General features: G+C 70.7%; 26 protein-coding genes. 13 read left to right on the top strand and 13 right to left on the bottom strand.

Features of this window, described 5'->3' with window-relative positions; translation table 11 throughout:
- Positions 1–28 precede the first annotated feature (28 nt).
- Both ACIBF8_RS18035 and ACIBF8_RS18030 read right to left on the bottom strand, forming a co-directional pair.
- Complete coding sequence (locus tag ACIBF8_RS18035; RefSeq protein WP_396784198.1) at positions 29–367, bottom strand: SRPBCC family protein; 339 nt, start codon at positions 365–367, stop codon at positions 29–31.
- On the bottom strand, positions 367–708 hold the full coding sequence (locus ACIBF8_RS18030; RefSeq protein WP_396784331.1) for a DUF6158 family protein: 342 nt from the start codon (positions 706–708) through the stop codon (positions 367–369). The genes ACIBF8_RS18035 and ACIBF8_RS18030 overlap by 1 nt, the downstream gene beginning before the upstream one ends.
- Before the next feature lie 131 nt (positions 709–839).
- Between ACIBF8_RS18030 and ACIBF8_RS18025 the strand changes: the two genes are divergently transcribed.
- Both ACIBF8_RS18025 and ACIBF8_RS18020 read left to right on the top strand, forming a co-directional pair.
- Positions 840–1,262 (top strand): hypothetical protein, encoded by a 423-nt coding sequence (locus tag ACIBF8_RS18025; protein ID WP_396784197.1) that lies wholly within the window; start codon positions 840–842, stop codon positions 1,260–1,262.
- A 25-nt stretch (positions 1,263–1,287) separates the two neighbouring features.
- Complete coding sequence (locus ACIBF8_RS18020) at positions 1,288–1,617, top strand: DUF3817 domain-containing protein (RefSeq protein WP_396784195.1); 330 nt, start codon at positions 1,288–1,290, stop codon at positions 1,615–1,617.
- 49 nt (positions 1,618–1,666) lie between these two features.
- Here ACIBF8_RS18020 and ACIBF8_RS18015 read toward each other — a convergent pair whose 3' ends face one another.
- On the bottom strand, positions 1,667–2,188 hold the full coding sequence (locus ACIBF8_RS18015) for a DUF6232 family protein (RefSeq protein ID WP_396784194.1): 522 nt from the start codon (positions 2,186–2,188) through the stop codon (positions 1,667–1,669).
- A 501-nt stretch (positions 2,189–2,689) separates the two neighbouring features.
- On the opposite strand from ACIBF8_RS18015, the gene ACIBF8_RS18010 reads away from it, so the two are divergent.
- Positions 2,690–3,667: an NlpC/P60 family protein gene (locus ACIBF8_RS18010; protein ID WP_396784192.1), complete on the top strand. Its 978-nt coding sequence runs from the start codon at positions 2,690–2,692 to the stop codon at positions 3,665–3,667.
- 72 nt (positions 3,668–3,739) lie between these two features.
- On the opposite strand, the gene ACIBF8_RS18005 is transcribed toward ACIBF8_RS18010, so the two are convergent.
- The 5 genes from ACIBF8_RS18005 to ACIBF8_RS17985 all read right to left on the bottom strand — a co-directional run bounded on the left by ACIBF8_RS18005 (position 3,740) and on the right by ACIBF8_RS17985 (position 7,466).
- Positions 3,740–4,729 (bottom strand): RNA polymerase sigma factor RpoD/SigA, encoded by a 990-nt coding sequence (locus tag ACIBF8_RS18005; RefSeq protein WP_203148097.1) that lies wholly within the window; start codon positions 4,727–4,729, stop codon positions 3,740–3,742.
- Between the two features lie 378 nt (positions 4,730–5,107).
- Entirely contained in the window at positions 5,108–6,049 is a 942-nt protein-coding gene (gene murQ, locus ACIBF8_RS18000) for an N-acetylmuramic acid 6-phosphate etherase (RefSeq protein ID WP_396784191.1), read from the bottom strand.
- Positions 6,046–6,960 carry a MurR/RpiR family transcriptional regulator gene (locus ACIBF8_RS17995; RefSeq protein ID WP_030488123.1) on the bottom strand — a complete coding sequence of 305 codons (915 nt, stop codon included), beginning with the start codon at positions 6,958–6,960 and terminating at the stop codon, positions 6,046–6,048. Before ACIBF8_RS17995 ends, murQ begins: the two co-directional genes overlap by 4 nt.
- Before the next feature lie 76 nt (positions 6,961–7,036).
- Entirely contained in the window at positions 7,037–7,216 is a 180-nt protein-coding gene (locus ACIBF8_RS17990) for a hypothetical protein (RefSeq protein WP_396784189.1), read from the bottom strand.
- Positions 7,217–7,280: 64 nt separating this feature from the next.
- Complete coding sequence (locus ACIBF8_RS17985; protein WP_396784188.1) at positions 7,281–7,466, bottom strand: hypothetical protein; 186 nt, start codon at positions 7,464–7,466, stop codon at positions 7,281–7,283.
- 209 nt (positions 7,467–7,675) lie between these two features.
- Between ACIBF8_RS17985 and ACIBF8_RS17980 the strand changes: the two genes are divergently transcribed.
- A complete protein-coding gene (locus ACIBF8_RS17980) occupies positions 7,676–8,368 on the top strand; it encodes an SDR family NAD(P)-dependent oxidoreductase (RefSeq protein WP_396784187.1) in 693 nt (230 codons plus the stop codon).
- On the opposite strand, the gene ACIBF8_RS17975 is transcribed toward ACIBF8_RS17980, so the two are convergent.
- Positions 8,353–9,021, bottom strand: a complete 669-nt coding sequence (locus ACIBF8_RS17975; RefSeq protein ID WP_396784185.1) for a dTMP kinase — start codon at positions 9,019–9,021, stop codon at positions 8,353–8,355. The two genes, ACIBF8_RS17980 and ACIBF8_RS17975, sit on opposite strands and share 16 nt — an antisense overlap.
- Before the next feature lie 153 nt (positions 9,022–9,174).
- Here ACIBF8_RS17975 and ACIBF8_RS17970 point away from each other — a divergent pair, with 153 nt between their 5' ends.
- Genes ACIBF8_RS17970 through ACIBF8_RS17955 form a run of 4 tightly spaced genes read left to right on the top strand, consistent with a single transcriptional unit; the run spans position 9,175 to position 10,979 of the window.
- A complete protein-coding gene (locus ACIBF8_RS17970; protein WP_396784184.1) occupies positions 9,175–9,786 on the top strand; it encodes a nucleotidyltransferase family protein in 612 nt (203 codons plus the stop codon).
- Positions 9,783–10,058, top strand: coding sequence for a hypothetical protein (locus tag ACIBF8_RS17965; protein WP_124823215.1), 276 nt, complete (start codon positions 9,783–9,785; stop codon positions 10,056–10,058). The genes ACIBF8_RS17970 and ACIBF8_RS17965 overlap by 4 nt, the downstream gene beginning before the upstream one ends.
- 10 nt (positions 10,059–10,068) lie before the next feature.
- Entirely contained in the window at positions 10,069–10,845 is a 777-nt protein-coding gene (locus ACIBF8_RS17960; protein ID WP_396784183.1) for a metallophosphoesterase, read from the top strand.
- Entirely contained in the window at positions 10,836–10,979 is a 144-nt protein-coding gene (locus ACIBF8_RS17955) for a GPGG-motif small membrane protein (protein ID WP_007464364.1), read from the top strand. Before ACIBF8_RS17960 ends, ACIBF8_RS17955 begins: the two co-directional genes overlap by 10 nt.
- Positions 10,980–11,236: 257 nt before the next feature.
- On the opposite strand, the gene ACIBF8_RS17950 is transcribed toward ACIBF8_RS17955, so the two are convergent.
- Positions 11,237–12,010: a peptidoglycan DD-metalloendopeptidase family protein gene (locus tag ACIBF8_RS17950; RefSeq protein WP_396784182.1), complete on the bottom strand. Its 774-nt coding sequence runs from the start codon at positions 12,008–12,010 to the stop codon at positions 11,237–11,239.
- Between the two features lie 250 nt (positions 12,011–12,260).
- On the opposite strand from ACIBF8_RS17950, the gene ACIBF8_RS17945 reads away from it, so the two are divergent.
- The 5 genes from ACIBF8_RS17945 to ACIBF8_RS17925 all read left to right on the top strand — a co-directional run bounded on the left by ACIBF8_RS17945 (position 12,261) and on the right by ACIBF8_RS17925 (position 18,499).
- A complete protein-coding gene (locus ACIBF8_RS17945) occupies positions 12,261–13,604 on the top strand; it encodes an ABC transporter substrate-binding protein (RefSeq protein ID WP_396784181.1) in 1,344 nt (447 codons plus the stop codon).
- A 66-nt stretch (positions 13,605–13,670) separates the two neighbouring features.
- Positions 13,671–14,717, top strand: a complete 1,047-nt coding sequence (locus ACIBF8_RS17940; protein WP_396784180.1) for a carbohydrate ABC transporter permease — start codon at positions 13,671–13,673, stop codon at positions 14,715–14,717.
- 1 nt (position 14,718) lies between these two features.
- Positions 14,719–15,684, top strand: a complete 966-nt coding sequence (locus ACIBF8_RS17935) for a carbohydrate ABC transporter permease (RefSeq protein ID WP_396784179.1) — start codon at positions 14,719–14,721, stop codon at positions 15,682–15,684.
- 66 nt (positions 15,685–15,750) lie between these two features.
- Entirely contained in the window at positions 15,751–16,797 is a 1,047-nt protein-coding gene (locus ACIBF8_RS17930; protein ID WP_396784178.1) for a LacI family DNA-binding transcriptional regulator, read from the top strand.
- A 28-nt stretch (positions 16,798–16,825) separates the two neighbouring features.
- Positions 16,826–18,499: a glycoside hydrolase family 13 protein gene (locus tag ACIBF8_RS17925; RefSeq protein ID WP_396784329.1), complete on the top strand. Its 1,674-nt coding sequence runs from the start codon at positions 16,826–16,828 to the stop codon at positions 18,497–18,499.
- Positions 18,500–18,560: 61 nt separating this feature from the next.
- Here the strand turns inward: ACIBF8_RS17925 and ACIBF8_RS17920 are convergent, their stop codons facing one another.
- From ACIBF8_RS17920 to xylA, 3 genes are all read right to left on the bottom strand, one after another.
- The gene (locus tag ACIBF8_RS17920) at positions 18,561–19,994 is read right to left on the bottom strand and encodes an MFS transporter (RefSeq protein ID WP_396784177.1); all 1,434 of its coding nucleotides are present in this window, start codon (positions 19,992–19,994) and stop codon (positions 18,561–18,563) included.
- Positions 19,995–20,087: 93 nt separating this feature from the next.
- Positions 20,088–21,515 carry a xylulokinase gene (xylB, locus tag ACIBF8_RS17915; RefSeq protein WP_396784176.1) on the bottom strand — a complete coding sequence of 476 codons (1,428 nt, stop codon included), beginning with the start codon at positions 21,513–21,515 and terminating at the stop codon, positions 20,088–20,090.
- Positions 21,516–21,525: 10 nt separating this feature from the next.
- A complete protein-coding gene (xylA, locus tag ACIBF8_RS17910) occupies positions 21,526–22,713 on the bottom strand; it encodes a xylose isomerase (RefSeq protein ID WP_396784175.1) in 1,188 nt (395 codons plus the stop codon).
- Between the last annotated feature and the right edge of the window lie 7 nt (positions 22,714–22,720).

The raw sequence follows: 22,720 nt of genomic DNA, 5'->3' as shown, positions 1-22,720 counted from the left end.
TGCGGGAGGGGTGTCCCGCGCGGCCGATTCAGCCGGCCTGGAGGTTGTCGGCGACCTCGCGTACCAGGTTGTTGAGCGCCTCGTCGGCCAACTGGTCCGGGCTGGTTCCACCCGAACCGTCGGCCAGGTCGAGCTGGATCCGGGCGCCACCGGAATCCGCTGGTTCCACCCGAATCTCGGCGGACCAGTCGTCCGCGTCACCGTCCCCCCAGCGAGCCCGCAACTCCTCGCCGCTGATCTCCGCGGCGGGGCTGCCGTCGCCGCGCAGCGGCTCGGGCAGCCAGGCCGAGGCCCGGTCGGGGTCGGTGGCCGTGTTGAAGACCACCTCGGGTGGCGCGGACATGCCGCGCACGGCGCGCGCCGGCATCACGCGTCCCGCAGGCGGCTGGGATCGACCTCCCGACCCGGGTGGCGGGCCAGGTACTCGGTCTCCAGCTCCGCCGTGCGGCGCAGGTGGTTGGCGAGTGCGGAGTCCGCCGCGTGCCGCAGGGTGTCCAGGCGGGTGCGGTGCAGGCTGTGCATCTCGCGGATCAGATCCTCGTCGGTCAGCTCCGTCGGGTCGATGCCGAGCAGGTCACCATCGAGACCGGAAGCGCCGGCCGGGTCGGCGAGCTGGTCGCCGCCCCACTCGGGCACCCGCTGCTCCGGGCTCATATCCGTGCTGCCGCTGGACGCGAAGCCGTCCTCACGTACCGATCCGGTCATGATCGCCCCCCTTGATCTCGTTTGGGCTGGCGTCTAGACGATTGCCCAGGCGCGGTGCTGCCAAACCACCCCGGCGAGGCGACAACTACGACACGGTGTCGGAGACCGGCAGCGCCCCCGGTACCCTCGATGCCATGAGGCGGCTCTGGACCCCGGCGTGGATCGCGCGCCACGTGGCCATGGTCGTGCTGGTCGTGGGCTTCCTCGGGCTGGGCTGGTGGCAGATCAGCCGGGCCGCCGCCGGCAACAGCCTGAGCTGGGGGTACGCGGTCGAGTGGCCGATCTTCGCCGGCTTCGTGGTCTACGTGTGGTGGCGTGAGGTGAAGCTGGCCCGGCGCAGGGCTGCGGAGGCCGACGCGCCGCCCCCGGATCCGGCCGTCGAGCCGACACCGGCGGTCACCACCGGGTCCCGACCGGCCGTACGCCGACCGGTGCGGGTGTCCCGGGTGCCGGCCGCCGGCGATGTCGTCGAGGACACTGACCTGGCCGCCTACAACCACTACCTGTCATGGTTGAACGCCAATCCGGGCGCCAAGCCCGGTGACTATCCCGGCTGAGCCGGGCTCGGAAGGACGGACGAAGGTGGGCGCTGCCCTTACCCGGTACCGCGTGATCGCCTGGATCGTGGGCGTGGTGCTGATCCTGCTGGTCGTGATCGGCATGCCGCTGAAGTACGCGTTCGACAACCCGGTCGTGGTGGAGACGGTGGGGCCGGCGCACGGCTTCCTCTACATGATCTACCTGGTGGCCGCGTTCGACCTGAGCCGCCGAGCCGACTGGCCGCTGAAGCGGATGCTGCTGGTGATGCTGGCCGGCACCGTGCCGTTCGTCTCGTTCTACGCCGAGCGGCGGGTCAGCGCCTGGGTGGCCGCACCGCAGCAGGAGCGGGCTCCGGAGCCGGTCGCCCACTGAGCGGGCGGCGGGCCGACGCCGACCCGACGCCGGTCCACCGTCCATCTGGTCAGCGGTTGGGCCGCCACGGGTCGGCTGAGGCGAGCGGGTCGACCCAGCTGCCGTAGCGGTTGACCTCGCGGGCCCGCAGCAGCGACCGGGTGACCTGGCCGAACTGCCGTTCGTCGTCGGCGCTGAACAGCAGCACCTCTGATCCTCGGTACCACCCCCACAGCTCGTACGGCGGTGGCCGCCAGCGATCGCCCACCAGGGCGAGCGCGGCCGGTAGCAGGAACACCGCGCCGAGGATCAGGTACGCCCCGGCGGTGAGGCGTTGCAGGCCGCCGGTGAAGCCGAGGAGCACCCCCACACCGCCGAGCATGCTGGCGGTGATGACGACTGCCCGGACGGCGATCCGGTCGTGTGGGCCCCGGGTGGTACGTAGATGGGTCAGGTCGGCGACCCGGTAACTGGTCCGGCCGACGGTGAACCGGTCGACGGTCACGATGATGCCGGGCCGCGCGTACAGCAGGGTCGACCGGGCGCCCGGCACCGTTCGCGGCGGTCGCGTCTTTGCGCCTTCACGATTCACGGTTCCTCCCGAAGGGGACGGTTGGCCGATTCGACCCGCCGGTGACAGTCATCGCTAGCTGTCGACGGGATTCCCGGCTCCGGCCCTCATTGTGTTGCGGCGGCGCCACTCGACCTGGGCATTTACGGGCTCCCGACAGCTGGCCACCACCGGGTGACATCGCCGAGAAACAGCATCCATTTCAGGTTTTTTCGGTTATGGCGACCAGGAATCCGGCGGCATACGCCCGGAACGACGAAAGTCGTATATCTGTCATTAGCTCGCAAAAAGGGTGATACGCCGACGGCCGCAGGCGTCACCAGCCACGATGACGCCACCCAACCCAGCGGCACGACGTGCAACTCTTCCAACTTTCGCCCCTGCTTCAACTGCGAGCGACAACCGTCCCGGGTTAGGTTGGGCGAGCCGGTCCGGCCCAGTGCCGTCCGCCCGGATGGCCCCGGCCGGTGTCGCCGAGGGCGTCAGCAGCCCCGGCGGCCGTGGGAGAGGGGCCTTCCGCTCTTGTCATCCCTGAGAAATCTGCTGCGCACCATGGCGCTGGCCGGCATGTCCGCCGCGCTGATCGCCCCGACGGCGGCGGCCCAGGCCGAGCCGTCCCCCGCCGACCTGACCCGCCGGATCGAGACGTCCTCGGCCGAGTTGGAGCGGGTCGTCGAGTCGTACAACAAACTGCGTGAGGAGATCAAGACCAACGAGGCCTCCGTGGTCCGATTACAGACCCGCATCGGCCCACTCGAACAGCAGGTCGAGCGGAGCCGGGCCGACGTGGCCAAGATGGCCGCCACGGCGTACAAGAGTGGGGGCCTGCGCACCGCGGACGCCCTGCTGCGCCCCGGCGGCTCGGCCGCGCTGCTGGACCGGCTCGGCACGATCGAGCAGTTGACTCGCCAGCGGCAGGAGAGCATCTCCGGCTTCACCGCCGACCAGCAGCGGCTACTCGACGAGAAGGCCCGCCTGGGCGCCACCCTGACCCGGCAGGCCGCACAGGCTCGTCAGCTGGCGGCGGGCAAGAAGCAGATCGAGCAGGATCTGGCCAAGCTGTACGAGCTGCGCCGGCAGGCGTACGGCGCCGCCACCGAGCGACCCGAGCCCAGGGCCGCGGCGACCGAGGCCAAGAACGTGCCCGCCGTGGCCGGTGCCGCCGGCACGGCGGTGCGCTACGCGTTCGGCGCGATCGGCAAGCCGTACGTCTGGGCAGCCGACGGGCCGAACGGCTACGACTGCTCCGGGCTGACCTCGGCGGCTTGGCGGGCCGCCGGGCGGTCCCTGCCACACAACACCCGGATGCAGTGGAGCGCGGTCGCGCACATCAGCCGGGGCGACCTGAGCCCGGGCGACCTGGTCTTCTACAGCGGGCTCGGGCACGTCGCCCTCTATGTGGGCAACGGCCAGGTGATCGACGCGCCCAGCGCCGGTCGCAACGTGCTGAAGCGCGGCATGAACATGATGCCCATTCAGGGCTACGGCCGGGTTCGCTGACCCCGACCGGCAACGGCGAACGGCCGGCGTCCCCCTATCGGACGCCGGCCGTTCGCCGTAATTACTACCAGGTCAGGCTGCCTGCAGCCCCTCCGCCCGGGCCAGCTCACGAAGCCGGCCGAGGGCCTGGATCTCCAGCTGCCGGATCCGCTCGCGGGACAGCGAGAACCGGGACGCGACCTCGGTGAGCGAGTGCTCCCGGCCGTCCTCCAGCCCGTAGCGGGCCCGCATGATGCCGGCGGATCGGTCGTCCAGGTGGTTGAGCAGCCCCTCGATCCGCTGCCGCTCCAGGCCGCTGAGCACGATGTCCTCCGGCGACGGCGCGTCACTGTCGGCGACCAGGTCGCCGAGGTTCGTGTCGCCGTCGTCGCCGACCGGGGTGTCCAGCGAAACGGTGTCCTGCGACCAGCGGCGCAGCTCGTTCACCCGCTCGACGGTGACGCCGAGGGCTGCGGCGATCTGCTCCGGCTCCGGATCGCTGCCCAACTCACGGGTCAGCTGTCGGGCCACGTTACGCATCCGGTTGACGTCCTCCACCAGGTGCACCGGCAACCGCACGGTGCGCTCCTGCTGAGCGATCGCCCGGCTGATCGCCTGACGGATCCACCAGGTGGCATAGGTGGAGAACTTGTAGCCCCGCTCGTAGTCGAACTTCTCGACCGCCCGCACCAGGCCGGTGTTGCCCTCCTGGATCAGGTCCAGCATGGGCATGCCCGAGCGCACATAGCGCCGCGCGATCGACACGACCAGTCGGAGGTTGGCGCGGATGAAGAGGTCCTTCGCCCGCTCTCCCTCGACGACCAGCCACTCCAGGTCGGCCCGGTCGACACCGGCGGGAACGGCTTCCTCACCGAGCAGGTGCTCGGCGTAGAGGCCGGCCTCGATCGCCTTGGAGAGATCGACCTCCTTGGCGGCGTCCAGCAGTGGCGTCCGGGAGATCTCGTGCAGGTAGACGCCGACCAGGTCGCGCTCCTCGGCAACCTCGTCGGTTCGCATGCCGATGTTCTTGTCCACGTTGCCCACGGTCCCCTCGCTCGCGCCGGTTGCCCGGTTCCTTGCCATTCCCCACGTCCGTCAACCCCTGGTAACTTCTGCTGTGCCCAGCGGTGCTGACACCTACACAACAGATGAGACGTGTCGGGGATTCCATGTCGTGAGTCGAAAGTGTCACGAATGCCTGAGTAGTAGCTGAGAGCACGGTCCATGTTTGCTGTCAGCACCCCATCGGGTGGCTCGCCACTGGGCACCACGTAGGGGGTTACCGCACCATGGCAACACCGCCCGCCGTGGGGGCACAGCGACCCGGGTCACCACCACGCTGCGATCCTGGTCACTGCCAGATACGCACCGCGGGACCGGTCGGTTCATCCACGGGGAGTTATTACCCCCCGGCCAGATGAACAATCCGAGGCCCGGTTCGCTTCCCGGGGGCGGGTGGCGCTACGAGGTGAGCAGGGCGAGGGCGCCGCGCACCTGGTCGGCCGAGCGGGCCAGCGCGGCCCGGGCGGCGTCGATCTCGGCGCCCGAGACGAGGGAGACGAGCGCTGTCTTGAGGTCACCGTCGGCCTGGGTGAGGGCCTGCTGGGAGACCTCCTCCGAACAGCCGGTGGCCTCGACCAGAATCGAGATCATTCGGCCGCGGAGTTTTGCGTTGGTGGCCACCATGTCGATCATGAGGTTCGAGTAGACCCGCCCCAAGCGCACCATGACGGCGGTCGAGAACGTGTTGAGCACCAACTTCTGCGCCGTGCCCGCCTTCATCCGGGTCGACCCGGTGACCACCTCGGGTCCGGTGTCCACCCCGATGAACACGTCGACCGACCGGGCGGCCTCCGCCTCCGGATTGGCGCAGAGCAGCACCGTCGAGGCGCCGGTGCCGCGGGCTGCGGCAAGCGCCCCGAGGACGTACGGCGTGCGTCCGCTGGCCGCCAGACCGACCACCAGGTCCCCGGCGCGTACACAACTGGCCGCTTCGACCGCGCCGCCCCGGTCGTCGTCCTCGGCGTCCTCCACGGCCCGCCACATGGCGTCCGGGCCTCCCGCGAGGTGCGCGCAGAACCAGTGTCGGGGCGAGTTGAAGGTGGGTGCCAGCTCGGCCGCGTCGAGCACACCCAGTCGGCCCGAGGTGCCGGCTCCGAAGTAGTGCACCCGGTGACCACCGCGAAGCGCGGCGACCGCCAGGTCGACGGTGGTGGCGATCTCGTCGAGCACCGCGGCGACCGCCGCCGGCACCCGCCGGTCCGCCTCGTTGATGACGGTGAGCACGTCCCGGGTCGACATCAGGTCGAGGTCGACGCTGAGCGGGTTGCGTCGTTCGGTGGGTGCGCCCACCCGGACCGTCGGGCGAGCGGGCGGTGCGGGCATGTCCGCACCCGCCGTCATGCCCGCCTCCGGTTGGCACCCACCCGGTGCGACTGGACCGCCTCGGCGGTCGCTTCCAGGGCCTTGCGGGCCCGGGCCCGGTTGCGCGCGGCCACCCCGACGAAGAGACAGTCGACCACGGTGAGCTGGGCCAGTCGGCTGGCTGTCGCGCCGGAGCGGTAGGTGGTCTCCCGGGCCGCCGTGGTCAGCACGAAGTCGGCCACGTCGGTGATCGGCGAGCGCGGGAAGTTGGTCAGCGCCACGGTCGCGGCGCCGCGGGTGCGGGCCTGCTCCAGCACCTCGATCACGTCGGAGGTGGTGCCGGTGTGCGAGATGCCGATCGCCACGTCACCCCGGCCGAGCAGGGCGGCCGAGGTCAGCGCGGTGTGCACGTCCGGGAAGTAGAAGGCGATCCGGCCGATGCGGTGCAGCTTCTGTTGGAAGTCCGAGGCGACGAACCCGCTGGCTCCGGCACCGTAGATGTCGATCCGACCGGCCCCGCTGATCGCCTCGACCACCTGCTCGCAGACGGCGGGGTCGAGTTGTTCGGCAGTCTCCTCGACCGCGCGGGCGTCGTTGAACGCGATGGTGGCGATGATCTGGGCGAGGTCCGCGCCGGGCGGGATGTCACCGCCGACCACCCGGGCGTCCGGCGGCTCGATCCGGCGGGCGGCCTCGGCGGCGAGGCGGATGCGCAGCTGGGGATAACCGTCCATGCCGACCGAACGGCAGAAACGGATGACGGTCGCCTCGGACGTCTCCGCTGCGGTGGCGAGGTCGGTGATGGTCCTCCGGGCGGCGGCCGCCGGGTCGGAGACGACCAGCCGGGCGACCCGCTGCTCGGCGGGCGACAGCGATGGCAACAGCCCGCTGATGTGGACGATCAGCCCACCGGGCTCGTGACTCGCAGAAATCTTCGGACTCTTCGCCACGGGTGAAACTTACTTTCACGAAGCGTGAGCGTCAACTATGACTGTCCGAGGTGGGGGAAACTTCGATCAGCCGGGATCACCGGTCCCGCACAGCCTGCCACTCCCCCAGGATCGCCGCCTCATCCGCCGGGTCGAGTCCACCCTGCCGGACGGCGGCCGGGTGCGCGGTCATCCAGGACGCGGTCGCCCGAACGGTGTCGGGCAGCGGCCGGACCGTCAGCCCGCCGTCCAGGGCCGGTCGGACGTCCCGGTCCATCAGGCCACCGGTCTCCGGCAGTCGTACCCAGAGTGGCAGAGTTCCCGGACCAACTGCTCGATGCTCACCTCGCCCTCGCCGTACCAGCGTCGGCGAGCGGGACGAGCGCCTCCGGATCATCGCGGTCGGCCGCCACGAACCGCGCACCCTCCGGCACCGCGCCGGACACGCCCCGGGCCGCACAGGTCACGTCGTGACCCTGCTCGACGGCGAGCCGGGCCGTCGCCCGGCCGAGAATGAGGATGCGCATCCGCCGATCCTGCGCCCTCAACGGCCAAACGAACCACCACCCTGCCCGCGGCAAACGCGCGGCAGACGCGCGGCAGACGGCGATCATGAAGTTGTTGCCACCCAGATCGGCGTGTCACGGCAATAACTTCATGATCGACGGAGGGGGTGCAGGGGACGCGGGGGGCGGGGGCGGGGGCGGGGGCGGGCGGGGGGACTAGCGTGAGGCGCATGGCAGCGCGCAGCGTGTTGGTGACCGGAGGTTCCGGCGGGCTCGGCGTGGCAGTCGTCACCGCGTTCCTCGAGGCGGGCTGGCGGGTGGTCGTACCGGAGCGGGAAGTCCGCTCGGGGTCGCAGCCGGCGGCGGCCGGACTGGTCCGGGTGGTCGCGGACCTGGGCCAGCCGGCGGGCGCGGCGCAGGCCGTCGAGACCGCCGCGAGCGAACCGGCGGCACCGCTGCGCGCGGTGGTCAACCTCGTCGGGGGGTACGCCAGCGGCGGGCTGGTGCACGAGACACCGGTCGAGGAGTTCGAGCGGATGCTCACCGTCAACCTGCGGCCGACCTACCTCGTCACCCACGCCGCGCTGCCGCACCTGGTGGCAGCCGGCGGCGGCGCGGTGGTCTGCGTCTCGGCCCGCGCGGCCCTCGCCCCGTTCCGTGGTGCGGCGGGCTACTCGACGGCCAAGGCGGCCGTGCTGGCCTTCGCCAACGCCGTCGCGGTGGAGTACCGGTCACAGCACGTGCGCTGCAACACCGTGCTGCCCAGCGTCATCGACACCCCGGCGAACCGGGCAGCCCAGCCCGACGCCGACCACTCCCGCTGGGTGACCCCGGCCGAGATCGCGCCGGTCATCCGGTTCCTGGCGTCGCCGGAGTCCGCCCCGACCAGCGGCGCCACCGTTCCGGTCTACGGGCGGGCCTGAGCAACGACCGGGCCGACGTCATCCCCGGTCGCCCCGGATTGCGGCAGCCAGGTCTCCAGGTGCGCCTGGATCTGCTCGGTCACCTCCTCGGCCGGACGGCCCGCGTCCACCAGCACGAAGCTGGGGTACTCGGGCAGCGTCCGGTAGGCGGTGTCGGCCGCGGTCAGCCAACCCATCGTCTCGTGGTCGGTGCCCCGTTCCTCGATGCGCCGGTACGCCTCGGCCGGGTCGACGGCGAGCAGGAAGGTCACCTGCGGGGTCGGGAACAGCCGGTAGCCGGCCCGGGCGATCCGTTCCCAGCGCTGCCCGCCGTGCGCCCGGATGCTCGCGTACTGGCAGGCCGAGTAGCGGTCCATCACCGCTGTCCGGCCGGTGAGCAGGCAGCTGAGCAGCGCGATCGCGATGGCGAGCCAGCGCAGCACCGACTCCACGGCCAGGACGCCGTCCCGCCCGACGAGCCGTTGCGCGTCGGGCTGACCGAGCCGGCGGGCGAGCCGGCCGAGCCAGCGCCGCCCGCTGGCGTTGCGGCGGTAGGTGGCGGGGCGGCCGGCGGCGGTCAGCGCGTCGGCCAGCCGGTGTGCCTGAGTGGTCTTGCCCGAACCGTCGATGCCGATCAGGGCGACGGTGCGCAATCGGGCCTTGCGTCGTCGCATCCCCGATGATCTGGCCACTCTGCACAGGTTATCCGACCCACGCACGTGCTCCGCGAAGTTTGCGGTGGTTCATCCCTGTTGACGCCTGACCGCGACACCGGCAGGTGTGGCCGACCGGAATGCCGGGTACCGGAGTTTGAAATCCAACCGCCGGTGCGCCCACGACGACGGGAGAACCAGATGGCTGAGCGCGGGGACGAGAGCCTTGTGCACACCCTCAAGAAGGTCGCCGCCGTGCTCAAGCAGTCCGAGATCCCGTTCGCCCTGGGCGGCAGCTTCGCCGTCTACGCCCACGGAGGCCACTCCAGCGACCACGACGTCGACTTCCTGATCCGGGAGGCCGACGTGGAGCAGGCGCTGGAGGCCCTGGTGGCCGCCGGCTTCGTCGCCGAACGTCCACCGGAGGACTGGCTGGTGAAGGTCTTCGACGACGGCCGGATGGTGGACCTGATCCACCGGCCGATCGAGACGCCGGTGACCGAGGAGACGTTCGCCGACACGGTCGTCCGGCCGGTGGACGCGATTCACATGCCGGTGCTGTCCGCCACCCAGCTGATGGTGCACAAGCTCCTCAGTTTCTCCCAGCACTACTGCGACTTCGCCCGGGGCCTGCCACTGGCCCGGTCGTTGCGGGAGCAGATCGACTGGGAACGGGTACGCAAGGAGACGCAGCACTCGCCGTACGCCGAGGCGTTTCTGGTGCTGCTGGATCGGCTGGAGGTGGTGTCGGTCACCGGCACCCAGCCAGGAGAGGGGACATCGTGACCCATCATCGCGACATCGGCGCCGGGCCACCGGATGAGTACGTCGAAGCGGAGATCCAACGGTTGCTCGTCGAGGACCCCGCCGTCGCCGAACAGGGGATCACCGTGATCCGACGGGAACGCGCCCTCGTGCTCTACGGCGAGGTGGAGAGCCCACACCGGCGGGAGGAGATCCTGCGTCGGGTGTCCGAGCGCTTCCCGGACGTGCCGATCACCAGCGACATCGGGGTGATCCGCGCCCAGGCGCCCACGGAGATCGAGCAACTGCCCTGAGGGAGGTTCCATGGTGATCCGGATCGCCGCTGTGGGCGACGTGCATCTGGACGAGGACGTGGTCGGCCGGTTCCGACCGGCGTTGGAGGAGTTGCCAGAGTGCGCCGATGTGCTGCTGCTGGCCGGGGACCTCACCCGGCACGGCACCGAGGCCGAGGCGCGTTGCGTGGCGGAGGAGTTCGGTGGGTTGGCCGTGCCGGTGGTGACCGTGCTGGGCAACCATGACCACCAGTGTGACCAGGTGCCACAGGTGGTCAAGGTGCTGGAGGACGCGGGGATCACCGTGCTGGAGGGCAACGGCGTCGTGCTGGACTGCGCGGGTGGTCGGCTCGGCATCGCCGGCGTCAAGGGCTTCGGCGGCGGGTTCGCGGGGCGCTGCGCGAGTGACTTCGGCGAGCCGGAGATGAAGGCTTTCGTGCGCACCACCACCGACAGCGCGGACCGTCTCGGCGCCGCGTTGCGCTCGCTGGACTGCGACATGCTGGTCGCGCTCACCCACTATTCACCGGTGCCGGACACGCTGGCCGGCGAACCGTTGGAGATCTACCCGTTCCTCGGGTCGTACCAGTTGGGGCAGGCGATCGACTCGGCGCCCACCGCGCTGGCCCTGCACGGGCACGCGCACGCCGGCACCGAGCGCGGCACGACCCCCGGCGGGGTCCGCGTCCGCAACGTCGCGCACCCGGTGATCAAGCAGGCGTACAGCGTCTTTCACGTTGGCGATCAACTCGACACCGACCAGGTTTCCCCGATCGGCCAGTCGGGTAGTCAGAGGTCATGGAGCTGATTCTCTGGATTCTCGCAGTCGTACTCGTGGTCGCCGGCATCCTCGCGCTGTTCCGCCGGCAGATCCTGTGGGGCATCGTCCTCATCGTCGTCGGGCTGCTGGTCGGCCCGGGTGGTGTCAGCATCTTCAATTAGCGCTCGTTAGCCGTATTACCGGGACCCGCCGGGGTCGCCGCGACCGGAGCTTCGTCCTCCCGACAGGAGCACCGCCCGCCGCGATCCCGGCGCTTTCTTGTGGGGTTTGATCTGCTCGTCGGCGGAAATATCTCGACCATGGAGATATCTCGGGACGTGCCGGCGGCCTCCGGCCGGCGCGCCTGGTGGGCCCTCGTCGGCTTCGCGGCGCCGGTCCCCTACGGCGGCGCGCGCCGGGGACCGTGTCCGTTGCCGGGTCAGCAGCGGGGCACGCCGGGGATGTATCCGTCGGAGCCGGTGTACACGTACGCGTCGGCGATGTAGCGGCCCGAGCCGATCCGGTCCCAGATCGAGCTGGTGCCGTACGTGCCGGTGACCGTGGTGCCACTGGTCTGGCAGGCGATGGTCACCCGGGTGCCGTCGGCGACGGTGCCCACCGAGGCGTACCCGGTGCCGGGGCCGGAGCGGACGGTCAGCGGGGTGCCGCTGGTGTCGACAGTGCCGTTGCCGCCGCCCGAGGAGCATCCGTTGTCGCTGGTGTAGCCCTTGGTGCCCCAGTAGAGCGCGAGGGTGCCGTTGAACCGGACCTGGATGTCGCCGCCGTTGAGGCGCTGCTCGTAGTGCAGGTGCGGGCCGGTCGAGCCGCCGGTGCTGCCGACCCAGCCGAGCACCTTGCCGTACCCGACCGTCTGCCCGACCGAGACGTTGAAGCCGTTGAGGTGTGCGTAGTAGGTGCTGTAACCGCCCCCGTGGTTGATTCGGACGTATTTGCCGTAGCTGGTACCGCCGAGGTCGGTTACCCGATCGACCGTGCCGGGGGCACTGGCCACCACCGGGTCGCCGAGGTCATCGGTGCGGTTGAAGTCGACGGCGTACGCCGGACTGTGGTCCGACCGCGTCTGCCCGGACCAGGACTGGCCGCACGGGAACGGAACCTTGAAGGTCGGCGCGGCCAGCGCCGGGGTCGCCGGCACCAGTGCTCCCCCGACGAAGAGACCCGTCACCAGCAGGCTGATCCACCGCTTTCGCATACAGCTCCTCCTATGTCGAAAACCTTCGATCCGGTGCGCCCAGCCTGACAGATATCGTCAGTCTTCGAAAGAGGCCGAAGCTCGACCCGAGAGCGCGCCCCACCAGGCAGCCCGCAGGTTTCCGGATTGTTACTCGCTCGTGTCTGACAGGGGGTGGACCGCGCCGGATGCAAGCGCTTACATGTGTGCACGCCCAATCGGACCGGCGAGGGTCACCAGCACGACCGCGCCGGCTAGGAAGGAGGACGGCATGGCGGTCTTTACCAGACCACGCCAGGCCTTCGTGATCGCCGGCGTACTCGGGCTGGCGCTCAGCGCCAGCGCCTGTGGTACCGGCGACGACAAGAAGAGCAACAACGCGGGCTCCGCGGAGTGCGCGGCATACGACAAGTACGAGGGCCACGACGGCAAGAAGGTCTCCATCTACGCGTCCATCCGTGACGCCGAGGCCGACCTGCTCAGGAACTCGTGGAAGACGTTCGAGGACTGCACCGGCATTGAGATCGACTACGAGGGCAACGCCGAGTTCGAGGCGCAGCTCCCGGTCCGGGTCGACGGCGGCAACGCGCCCGACCTGGCCTTCGTGCCCCAGCCGGGCCTGGTCAAGCGGTTCGCCGACGCCAGCAAGCTGAAATCCCTCGGTGCCGACACCAAGACGATGGCCGAGCAGAACCTGCCGGCCGACTGGCTGAAGTACGGCACCGTCAACGGCACCCTCTACGGTGTGCCGCTCGGCGCCAACGTGAAGTCCTTCGTCTGGTACTCGCCGAAGCTCTTCAAGGAGAAGGGCTGGACGGTCCCCACCAGCTGGGACGACATGATCAAGCTCAGCGACACGATCGCGGCGAGCGGCATCAAGCCGTGGTGCGCCGGCATCGAGTCCGGGGACGCCACCGGCTGGCCGGCCACCGACTGGATCGAGGACGTGATCCTGCGTACGCAGGGCCCCGAGGTCTACGACCAGTGGACCACCCACGCCATCCCGTTCAACGACCCGCGGATCGTCGACGCGGTCAACCGGGCCGGCACGATCCTGAAGAACGAGAAGTACATGAACGGCGGCTTCGGCGGGGTGAAGAGCATCGGCACCACCGCCTTCGGTGAGGCCGGCCTGCCGGTCACCACCGGCAAGTGCGCCATGCACCGCCAGGCGTCGTTCTACGCCAACCAGTTCCCCGAGGGCACCAAGGTGGCCGAGGACGGCGACGCGTTCGCGTTCTACTTCCCGGCCATCGACACGGCCAAGGGCAAGCCGGTGCTCGGCGCGGGCGAGTTCGTCGTCGGCTTCACCGACCGCCCCGAGGTGCAGGCGGTGCAGACCTACCTCGCCTCGGCTGAGTACGTCAACAGCCGCGCGAAGCTCGGCAACTGGGTGACGGCGAACAACAAGCTGGACATCGCCAACGTCGCCAGCCCGATCGACAAGCTCTCCGTCCAGATCCTGCAGGACAAGACCGGCGTCTTCCGCTTCGACGGATCCGACCTGATGCCGGCCGCGGTCGGCGCGGGGACGTTCTGGAAGGGCATGGTCGAGTGGATCAACGGCAAGGACACCGCGTCGGTGCTCCAGGGCATCGAGAGCAGCTGGAAGTGATCTGAGCGGTGGGCCGGTCCGCACCCGCGGGCCGGCCCACCGACGGATCTGGACCTGGGAGGGTCGATGGAGTTCGACTTCGCTGAGGAGCAGCCGAAGTTCCTCATGCTGATGTACGGGCTGATCGCTTTCGTCGCGGTGGTGGGCGGTCTGCTCCTGCTTCTCGACGTGGTGCCGGCCTGGTTCGCCCGCCGTCGGGAGGCGCAGCTCGTCGCCGCGTCCGCCAGCGGTGCCCCGCTCCCCCGGCGCCCGAGGCAACGGGAAGGGCTCTTCGCGCTCTTCTTCATGCTGCCGACGGTGCTGCTGCTCACCATCGGGCTGGTCGTGCCGGCCATCCGCACCACGTTGCTCTCCCTGATGGACAAGGACAGCAACGAGTGGGTCGGCCTGGCCAACTACAGATGGATGTTCTCCGACGACTCGATCATCCGGGTGCTGACCAACAGCCTGATCTGGGTGATCCTGGTCCCGCTGGTGGCGACCGGCTTCGGCCTGATCTACGCCGTACTGGTGGACAAGGCCCGGTTCGAGGCCGTCGCCAAGTCACTGATCTTCCTGCCGATGGCGATCTCGTTCGTCGGCGCGAGCATCATCTGGAAGTTCGTCTACGCCTACCGCGGCGATGGCGACCAGATCGGCCTGCTCAACCACATCGTGGTCAGCCTCGGCGGCGAGCCCAAGCAGTGGCTGCTCGAATCACCGCTGAACACGCTGCTGCTGATCGTCATCATGGTCTGGATCCAGGCCGGCTTCGCCATGGTGGTGCTCTCCGCCGCGATCAAGGCCATCCCCGGCGACATCGTGGAGGCCGCCCGGCTGGACGGAGTCAGCCCGTGGGAGATGTTTTGGCGGATCACCATGCCGACCATCCGACCGGCGCTGATCGTGGTGGTGGTGACCCTCTCGATCGCCACGCTCAAGGTCTTCGACATCGTCCGAACCGCTACCAACGGCAACTACGACACCAGCGTGATCGCCAACGAGATGTACAACCAGGCGTTCCGGTACGGCGAGAACGGGCAGGGCTCCGCGCTCGCGGTCTTCCTCTTCATCCTGGTCATCCCGATCGTGATCTACCAGATCCGCAACCTCCGTCAGCAGCGGGAGGGCTGAGATGACCACTGCCACGCCCACAACCGCCGTCGGCACCCAGCGGACCGACGGACCGAAGACCACCGCCGGGCGGGTCCGCAAGCGGCTGAACAGCCGCACCGCGACGCTCGTCTCGATCGTCATCGCGGTGGTCTGGACCATCCCGACCTTCGGCCTGTTCATCTCCTCGCTCCGACCCGAAGACGAGATCAAGACCACCGGCTGGTGGACGGCCTTCACCAACCCGCAGTTCACACTGGAGAACTACCAGCAGGTCCTGTTCGGCCGGTCATCGTCGTCCGGGCAGCTGGCCAGCTACTTCATCAACTCCCTGGCGATCACCATCCCGTCGGTGCTCTTCCCGCTCGCCTTCGCCTCCCTGGCGGCGTACGCGCTCGCGTGGATCAATTTCCGCGGTCGGGACTGGGCCTACATCGCGATCTTCGCGCTGCAGATCGTGCCGTTGCAGATGGCGCTGGTGCCACTGCTGAAGTTCTTCTCCACCGGCGTCAGCCTCGGCGGCGTCACCCTGATGCCGGCCTGGGACCTGGTCGACGAACAGAAGTTCGCCCAGGTGTGGTTCGCGCACACCTGCTTCGCGCTCCCGTTCGCCGTCTACCTGCTGCACAACTTCATCTCGCAACTGCCGGGGGATCTGATGGAGGCGGCCCGGGTCGACGGGGCCACCCACCCGAAGATCTTCCGCACCATCGTGCTGCCGCTGATCACCCCGGCGCTGGCCGCGATCGGCATCTTCCAGTTCCTCTGGGTCTGGAACGACCTGCTGGTCGCGCTGATCTTCGCCGGCGGTGGCGACGAGACCGCCCCGCTCACCGTCCGGCTGGCCGAGATGGCCGGCACGCGGGGCAACGAGTGGCAACGGCTGACCGCCGGCGCGTTCGTGTCGATCGTCGTACCGCTCATCGTGTTCCTGTCCCTGCAGCGCTTCTTCGTGCGAGGTCTGCTCGCCGGCAGCGTCAAGGGCTGACCGCGCGCCCGCCGCCGCCCGGACCGTCGGGCGGCGGCGGGCACCGGGCACCGAGCGGGGGAAACCGTGACGAGGATCGATGATGTGGCCCGGCTGGCCGGGGTCTCCACGGCCACCGTCTCGCGGGCCCTGCGGGGGCTGCCGACGGTCTCGGCCGCCACCCGGCGCCGGGTACTGGCCGCCGCCGAGCAGCTCGACTACGAGGTCTCACCGAGCGCGTCGCGGCTCGCCGGTGGTCGCACCGGCACAGTCGCGGTGGTCGTCCCCCGCATCACCCGTTGGTTCTTCAGCACCGTCGTCGAAGCGGTCGAGGAGTACCTCCACCAGTCCGGCTACGACCTGCTGCTCTACAATCTGGGCGGCCGGGAGCAGGTCCGCCAGCGGGTCCTGCGTACGGCCAATCTGCACAAGCGGGTGGACGCCATCATGCTTGTCGCCACGCCCCTGCGTCCGGCCGACCTGACCGCGCTTGCCACGCTGGAACTGCCCGGAGTCACCATCAGCTCGGGCAGCAGGGTGCCCAACTGGCCGTGTGTACGCATCGACGACGTGGCCGCCGCGCGAGTCGCCACCAAGCATCTGATCGACCTCGGCCACCGCCGGATCGCCCACATCTCCGGCGACCCGGACGACGAGTTGGCCTTCACCACCCACCTCGACCGACGGCGGGGTTACCAGGCGGCGCTGCGCTCCGCCGGCCTGCGACCCGACCCGACCCTGGACATCGAGTCCACCTTCACCATCGACGGCGGCAACCGGGCCACCGCCGAACTGCTGGCCCGCGGTGAGCCGCCGACCGCGATCGTCGCCGCGTGTGACGAGATGGCGATGGGCGCGATGACCGCCCTGCGCGACGTCGGACTGCGGGTGCCGCAGGACGTCAGCGTGGTCGGCATCGACGACCACTACCTGGCCGGTGTGCTCGGGCTCAGCACCGTCGCCCAGCCCGCCGCCGAGCAGGGCCGGCTCGCCGCCCAGATGCTGCTCGACCCGCTCGGGGCCCGACCGCCGAACCCTGTCGTCAGTCAACGGGCCGCCGGTTGCGACACTCCGGTGGTCCTGCCCACCCGGTTGGTGGTTCGGGATTCGACCGCACCGCCCCGGGCACACTGAAATCCACACCGCAACACGGGAGACGACCCTGAACACCGACCCGACGCAGCAGACCTCCTCCGACCAACCGGCCACCGGCTGGTGGACCGAGGCCGCCATCTACCAGATCTACCCCCGCTCGTTCGCCGACTCGGACGGGGATGGGATCGGTGACCTGCCCGGCATCACCGCCCGCCTCGACCACCTGGTCGAGCTGGGCGTGGACGCGGTGTGGCTCTCTCCCTTCTACCCCTCGCCACAGGCCGACGCCGGCTACGACGTGGCCGACTACCGCGACATCGACCCGCTGTTCGGCACCCTCGCCGACGCGGACAAGCTGATCGCCGAGGCCCGGTCCCGCAACCTGCGGGTGATCGTCGACCTGGTCCCGAACCACACGTCCTCGGCGCATCGCTGGTTCCAGGCCGCGCTGCCGGCCGCGCCCGGCAGCCCGGAACGGTCGCGGTACATCTTCCGGGACGGCCGAGGCCCGGGCGGCGACCAGCCGCCGAACGACTGGCAGAGCGTCTTCGGTGGTCCAGCCTGGACCCGCACTGTCGACGCCGACGGGCAACCCGGCCAGTGGTACCTGCACCTGTTCGACACCGGGCAGCCGGACCTCAACTGGGACAACCCGGAGGTGCACGCGGAGTTCCTGGACGTGCTGCGGTTCTGGCTGGACCGTGGGGTGGACGGCTTCCGCGTCGACGTGGCGCACGGCCTCATCAAGCAGGCCGACCTGGCCGACTGGCAGGAGCCCCAGGAGATCCTCTCCGGCAACGAGATCGACAAACCCCGCCCGCCGATGTGGGACCAGGACGGCGTGCACGAGATCTACCGGCAGTGGCGGCAGGTTCTGGACAGCTACCCCGGCGAGCGGGTGCTGGTCGCCGAGGCCTGGGTGGAGCCGGCCGAGCGGTTGGCCCGCTACGTCCGCCCGGACGAGATGCACCAGGCGTTCAACTTCGAGTACCTGCTCGCGGCGTGGACCGCACCGGCCCAGTACGCGGTGATCACCCGCTCGCTCGAGGCGACCGACTCGGTCGGCGCGCCGACCACCTGGGTGCTGTCCAACCACGACGTGGTGCGGCACGCCTCCCGGCTCGGCCTGCCGGTCGGCACCGTACGCCCCAACGGCATCGGCATCGGTGACCCGCAGCCCGACGCCGCACTCGGTCTGCGCCGGGCCCGGGCGGCCACCCTGCTGATGCTCGCACTGCCCGGCTCGGCGTACCTCTACCAGGGCGAGGAGCTGGGGCTGCCCGAGCACACCACGATGCCCGACGAGGCCCGGCAGGACCCGACCTGGGCGCGCAGCGGGCACACCCAGCGCGGCCGGGACGGCTGCCGGGTGCCGATCCCGTGGGAGGCCGACGCCCCGTCGTACGGATTCGGGCCGACCGACGCCAGTTGGTTGCCGCAGCCCGCGCTCTGGGCGGAGTACGCGCTGGACCGTCAGCGCGACGTGCCCGGCTCGACGTACGAGCTGTACCGCACGGCGCTGCGGTTGCGCCGTGCCCACGGGCTGGGCCGCGGCACCCTGGAGTGGTTGTCCTCCGGCGACGAGGTGCTGAGCTTCCGCAACGGTGAGCTGACAGTGCTGACCAACTTCGGTGCCACCCCGGTACCGGTGCCGGCCGGCGCCGAGGTGCTCGCCGCCAGCGCCGCCCTGGACGACGACGGCGCGGTCCCGACCGACGTGACCGTCTGGCTGCGCGGCTGACCCCACGCCGACCGGCCCGCCCGTCGAGGAACAGTCGGGGGCGGGCCGGTCGGGTGCGGGTTCAGAGGCGGTCGGCTCGGGTGTGCAGCAGGTCGTGCACGTTGTCGATGTCCGCCGGTGAGGTCCGCGAGGCGAGCCAGTACATGACACCGGTCGGGATGAAGAAGAGCTGGAACGCGGCCAGCCCGACCGCGAAGTTCAACGGCGGCGGGAATGCGGCTCGCAGGGCCTGGAAGGCCACCCCGACCAGCCCGTTGCCGGCCGCGCGCCCGACTCCGTTGACGAGGTTGCCCAGGCTGTAGACGGTGCCCCGGTGCTCCGGTGGGTTGACGTCGGCGATCAACGCGAACCAGTTCGGCGAGTTGGCCGAGGTCAACGCGAGCGCCACGATCGCGGTGAGCAGACTCAGCCCGACCGACGGCTCGGTGAACACGCTGGCCAGCACCGCGCCGACCACGGCGCCGCCGCTCGCGCCGTCCGGCACGTCGATGGTCACCGGAACGAAGAACAACACCAGATAGAACGGCAGCGCGGCGAGGATGCCGACCGAGGCGACCAGCGCCCGCCCTCTCGGGGTACGCCGTTGCACCGCGTCGCCGATCAGCCCGCCCACGATGGACAGCACCCCGCCGAGCTGGAACAGGGTGGCGAAGACACTGCCCACCACCACCGCGGTCGACGCCGAGTAGCCCTGGGCCTCGGCCCGTTCGGCGAAGAGCACCGGCAGCCAGACCAGCGAGCCGAACGCGGCCTGCGCGGTCAGACCCTGCAGGATCAGCCACCGGTTGGTGCGCCGGGCCAGGATGCGCGGCAGGTCGGCGCGGCTGATCCGATAGTCGTACTCGGCGCCGGCGTCCAGCCGGCCGGCCAGTTCCGGCTCGCTCTGGCCCCGCCGGATGTCGTAGGTGAACAGGTAGGCCAGGGTGGCGGCCAGGCCGACGCCGGTCAGCAGCAGGAACGGCCGCCGCCAGTCGGTCGAGCCGAGCAGCCCGCCGACGAGGGTGCCGGCGAGGGTGCCGACCCCCTGGGAGAGCCCCCAGAAGCTCATCACCAGACCTCGCCGGCTCGGTGAGATCAGGTCGGTGACCACGGAGAAGCCCACCGAGCCGACCGCGCCGAGACCGACCGCCGCGACCAGCTGCGCGGCCAGGAACGTCAGGTAACCGCCGGCGAGCGCGCTCCCGCCGGTGCCCGCCGCCCAGAGCAGCGTGCCCACCATGAGCAGCGGCTTACGGTTGGTCCGGTCCCCGACGTACGCCCAACCGACCGCGGCGACCGCGCTGACCAGGAAGCTGACCGCGGTGACCACGCCGAGCAGCCGGCCGGACACGTCGAACGCGTCGGAGATCGGTCCGTACAACGGTGGGACCAGCCCGATCGCCACGTTGTCCAGCGAGGCGAGCAGCACGAACACCACGACGCTGTACAACCGGTGCGCCCGCCCACCGCCCCGACCGTGCGGGCGCCGGTCGGACCCGCCACTGGTCACCGTCATGACCGGCAGCCAACCAGACTCCGTGCGGCAGGTCGTCACGCGGGTGGGTGCCGGTCACCGTCGGCCGGCACCCACCCGTGTCGATCCCGACGCTCAGCGCCGGTCGAGAACCAACCCGCGAGCTGCGGCGTACTGGTCGCGCACGGCGGGGACGGCCTCCGCCGCGTACTCCTCGGTGCCCTCGACCGCCCAGACCGGCGGCGCGGCGCCACCGAGGGCGACCCAGGCGGCCTGCCGGGCAGCACCGTCGGCGACGTACTCCCCGGCCGGCGGGACGACGACCGGGCAGCCGAAGACCTGCGGTGCGATCCGGCGGACCGCGGCGGACCGGGCGCCCCCACCGATCAGGATGACCCGGCGGGCGGTGGCGCCCTGCGCCTTCAGCGCGTCCAGGCCGTCGGCGAGCGCGCAGAGCATGCCCTCCACGGCGGCCCGGGCCAGATGCGCGGGGGTCGACGTGCGCAGGGTCAGCCCGTGCACCGCACCGGTGGCGAGCGGACGGTTCGGCGTCCGCTCCCCCTCCAGGTAGGGCACCATGACCAGCCCACCGGCACCCGCCGGCGCGGACAGCGCCAGGTCGGCCAACTCGTCCAGGCTGACGCCGAGCAGCGCGGCTGCGGCGTCCAGCACCCGGGCGGCGTTGAGCGTGGCGACCAGCGGCAGGAACCGCCCGGACGCGTCGGCGAAGCCCGCCACGGCACCGCTCTCGTCGGCCGCCGGCACGTCGGCGACGCTGAACACGGTGCCGGACGTGCCGATCGAGACGATCACGTCACCCGGACCGGCGCCGACGCCGAGCGCGGCGGCGGCGTTGTCCCCGGTGCCCGCGCCGAGCAGCGCGCCACCCGTGCCGCCCAGGTCGTCGGCCAGCTTCCCCGCCGACTCCGCCGGGCCGAGGACCTCCGGCACGATCAACTGCCGGCCGAAGCCCTGCTCCAGCAGGTCCATCCGGTACTCGCCGGTGGCCGGCGACCAGTAGCTGGTGCCGCTGGCGTCACCCCGGTCGGTACGCAGCGCGCCCAACCCCGGTGCGCCGGCCAGCCGCCAGGTCAGCCAGTCGTGCGGCAGGCACACGGCGGCCACCCGGACGGCCTGCTCCGGCTCGTGTCGGGCCAGCCAGCGCAGCTTGGTGAGGGTGAAGCTGGCCACCGGCACGCTGCCGGTGGCCTCGGCCCAGAACCGACCGCCCGCCGCGCCGCCGCCGGCCTCCTCGATGAGGTCGGCGGCGGCATCGGCGGATCGGGTGTCGTTCCACAGCAGTGCCGGGCGGACCACCCGGCCGTCCTCGTCGAGGCAGACCATGCCGTGCTGCTGGCCGGCGACGGATATCGCCGCCACGTCGGCCAACCCGCCGGCCTGTTCGGCGGCGCTACGCAGCGCCTGCCACCAGGCTTCCGGGTCGACCTCCGTGCCGTCCGGGTGCGGTGCTCGGCCCTGCCGGAGCAGGGTGCCGGTCTCCGCGTCCCGGATCACCACCTTGCAGGACTGGGTGGACGAGTCGACGCCTGCGACCAACGGCATGGCGGGGGCCTCAGCGGGCGCCGAGCAGGTGCTCGACGGCGAGCTGGTTGAGCCGGACGAAGGCGAAGCCCCGGGCGGCCACCGCGTCCACGTCGACATCCTCGAACGCGGACCGGTCGGCCAGGAACTCCTGGTAGCCCTCGCCCTCGCCGAGCGTCGGCGTGCTCAGCTCGCCGACCTTGCTGGCGGCGAGCGCCTCGATCACCTCGGGGTCGGCGCGGAACGCCGCCGCGCGCTCCTTGAGCAGCAGGTAGGTGCTCATGTTGGCCGCCGCGGAGGCCCACACGCCGTCCATGTCCTCGGTGCGGGAGGGCTTGTAGTCGAAGTGCCGCGGCCCGTCGTAGGTCGGCCCGCCGTTGGGGCCGCCGTTCTCCAGGAGGTCCACCAGGGCGAACGCGTTCATCAGGTCGCCGTGGCCGAAGACCAGGTCCTGGTCGTACTTGATGCCGCGCTGGCCGTTGAGGTCCAGGTGGAACAGCTTGCCCTGCCAGAGCGCCTGGGCGATGCCGTGGGCGTAGTTGAGCCCGGCCATCTGCTCGTGGCCGACCTCCGGGTTGAGGCCGACCATCTCCGGGTGGTCCAGCTGGGAGATGAAGCCGAGCGCGTGCCCGATGGTCGGCAGCAGGATGTCGCCGCGCGGCTCGTTGGGCTTGGGCTCCAGGGCGAACCGCAGGTTGTAGCCCTTGTCGATGGTGTACTGCGTGAGCAGGTTCACCGCCTCGCGGTAGCGGTCCAGCGCGGCGTGCACGTCCTTGGCAAGGTCGTACTCGGAGCCCTCGCGGCCACCCCACATGACGAAGGTGCTGGCACCCAGCTCGGCGGCCAGGTCGACCTGGCGCAGCACCTTGCGCAGCGCGAAGCGACGGACGTCGCGGTCGTTGCTGGTGAAGCCGCCGTCCTTGAAGATCGGGTGGGTGAAGAGGTTGGTGGTGACCATGGGGACCACCAGGCCGGTCTCGTCGAGCGCCTTGCGGAACCGGGCGATGTGCTGGTCACGGGTGGCGGCGTCGGCGCCGAAGGGGATCAGGTCGTCGTCGTGGAAGGTGATGCCGTACGCGCCCAGCTCGGCGAGCCGGTGCACTGCCTCGACCGCGTCGAGCTCGGGACGCGTGGCGTCACCGAACGGGTCGCGGGCCTGCCAGCCCACGGTCCAGAGCCCGAAGGAAAACTTGTCGGCGGGGGTGGGACGGGGTGCCATGAGCGAC

Origin of the sequence: Micromonospora sp. NPDC050276, from assembly GCF_044459545.1 — a bacterium.
In the GTDB taxonomy this organism is placed as follows: Bacteria; Actinomycetota; Actinomycetes; order Mycobacteriales; family Micromonosporaceae; genus Micromonospora.
Note: the sequence above shows the minus strand (reverse complement) of the source record. Positions and strands in the feature narration are given on the sequence as shown.

Bases quoted from the DNA above. Each gene is read 5' to 3' on its own strand.
- ACIBF8_RS18035 (WP_396784198.1), bottom strand. From the start codon at position 367: ATGCCGGCGCGCGCCGTGCGCGGCATGTCCGCGCCACCCGAGGTGGTC.
- ACIBF8_RS18025 (WP_396784197.1), top strand. From the start codon at position 840: ATGAGGCGGCTCTGGACCCCGGCGTGGATCGCGCGCCACGTGGCCATG.
- ACIBF8_RS18005 (WP_203148097.1), bottom strand. From the start codon at position 4,729: ATGGCAAGGAACCGGGCAACCGGCGCGAGCGAGGGGACCGTGGGCAAC.
- murQ (WP_396784191.1), bottom strand. From the start codon at position 6,049: ATGACGGCGGGTGCGGACATGCCCGCACCGCCCGCTCGCCCGACGGTC.
- ACIBF8_RS17990 (WP_396784189.1), bottom strand. From the start codon at position 7,216: ATGGACCGGGACGTCCGACCGGCCCTGGACGGCGGGCTGACGGTCCGG.
- ACIBF8_RS17985 (WP_396784188.1), bottom strand. From the start codon at position 7,466: ATGCGCATCCTCATTCTCGGCCGGGCGACGGCCCGGCTCGCCGTCGAG.
- ACIBF8_RS17980 (WP_396784187.1), top strand. From the start codon at position 7,676: ATGGCAGCGCGCAGCGTGTTGGTGACCGGAGGTTCCGGCGGGCTCGGC.
- ACIBF8_RS17975 (WP_396784185.1), bottom strand. From the start codon at position 9,021: ATGCGACGACGCAAGGCCCGATTGCGCACCGTCGCCCTGATCGGCATC.
- ACIBF8_RS17960 (WP_396784183.1), top strand. From the start codon at position 10,069: ATGGTGATCCGGATCGCCGCTGTGGGCGACGTGCATCTGGACGAGGAC.
- ACIBF8_RS17955 (WP_007464364.1), top strand. From the start codon at position 10,836: ATGGAGCTGATTCTCTGGATTCTCGCAGTCGTACTCGTGGTCGCCGGC.
- ACIBF8_RS17950 (WP_396784182.1), bottom strand. From the start codon at position 12,010: ATGCGAAAGCGGTGGATCAGCCTGCTGGTGACGGGTCTCTTCGTCGGG.
- ACIBF8_RS17945 (WP_396784181.1), top strand. From the start codon at position 12,261: ATGGCGGTCTTTACCAGACCACGCCAGGCCTTCGTGATCGCCGGCGTA.
- ACIBF8_RS17940 (WP_396784180.1), top strand. From the start codon at position 13,671: ATGGAGTTCGACTTCGCTGAGGAGCAGCCGAAGTTCCTCATGCTGATG.
- ACIBF8_RS17935 (WP_396784179.1), top strand. From the start codon at position 14,719: ATGACCACTGCCACGCCCACAACCGCCGTCGGCACCCAGCGGACCGAC.
- ACIBF8_RS17920 (WP_396784177.1), bottom strand. From the start codon at position 19,994: ATGACGGTGACCAGTGGCGGGTCCGACCGGCGCCCGCACGGTCGGGGC.
- xylB (WP_396784176.1), bottom strand. From the start codon at position 21,515: ATGCCGTTGGTCGCAGGCGTCGACTCGTCCACCCAGTCCTGCAAGGTG.
- xylA (WP_396784175.1), bottom strand. From the start codon at position 22,713: ATGGCACCCCGTCCCACCCCCGCCGACAAGTTTTCCTTCGGGCTCTGG.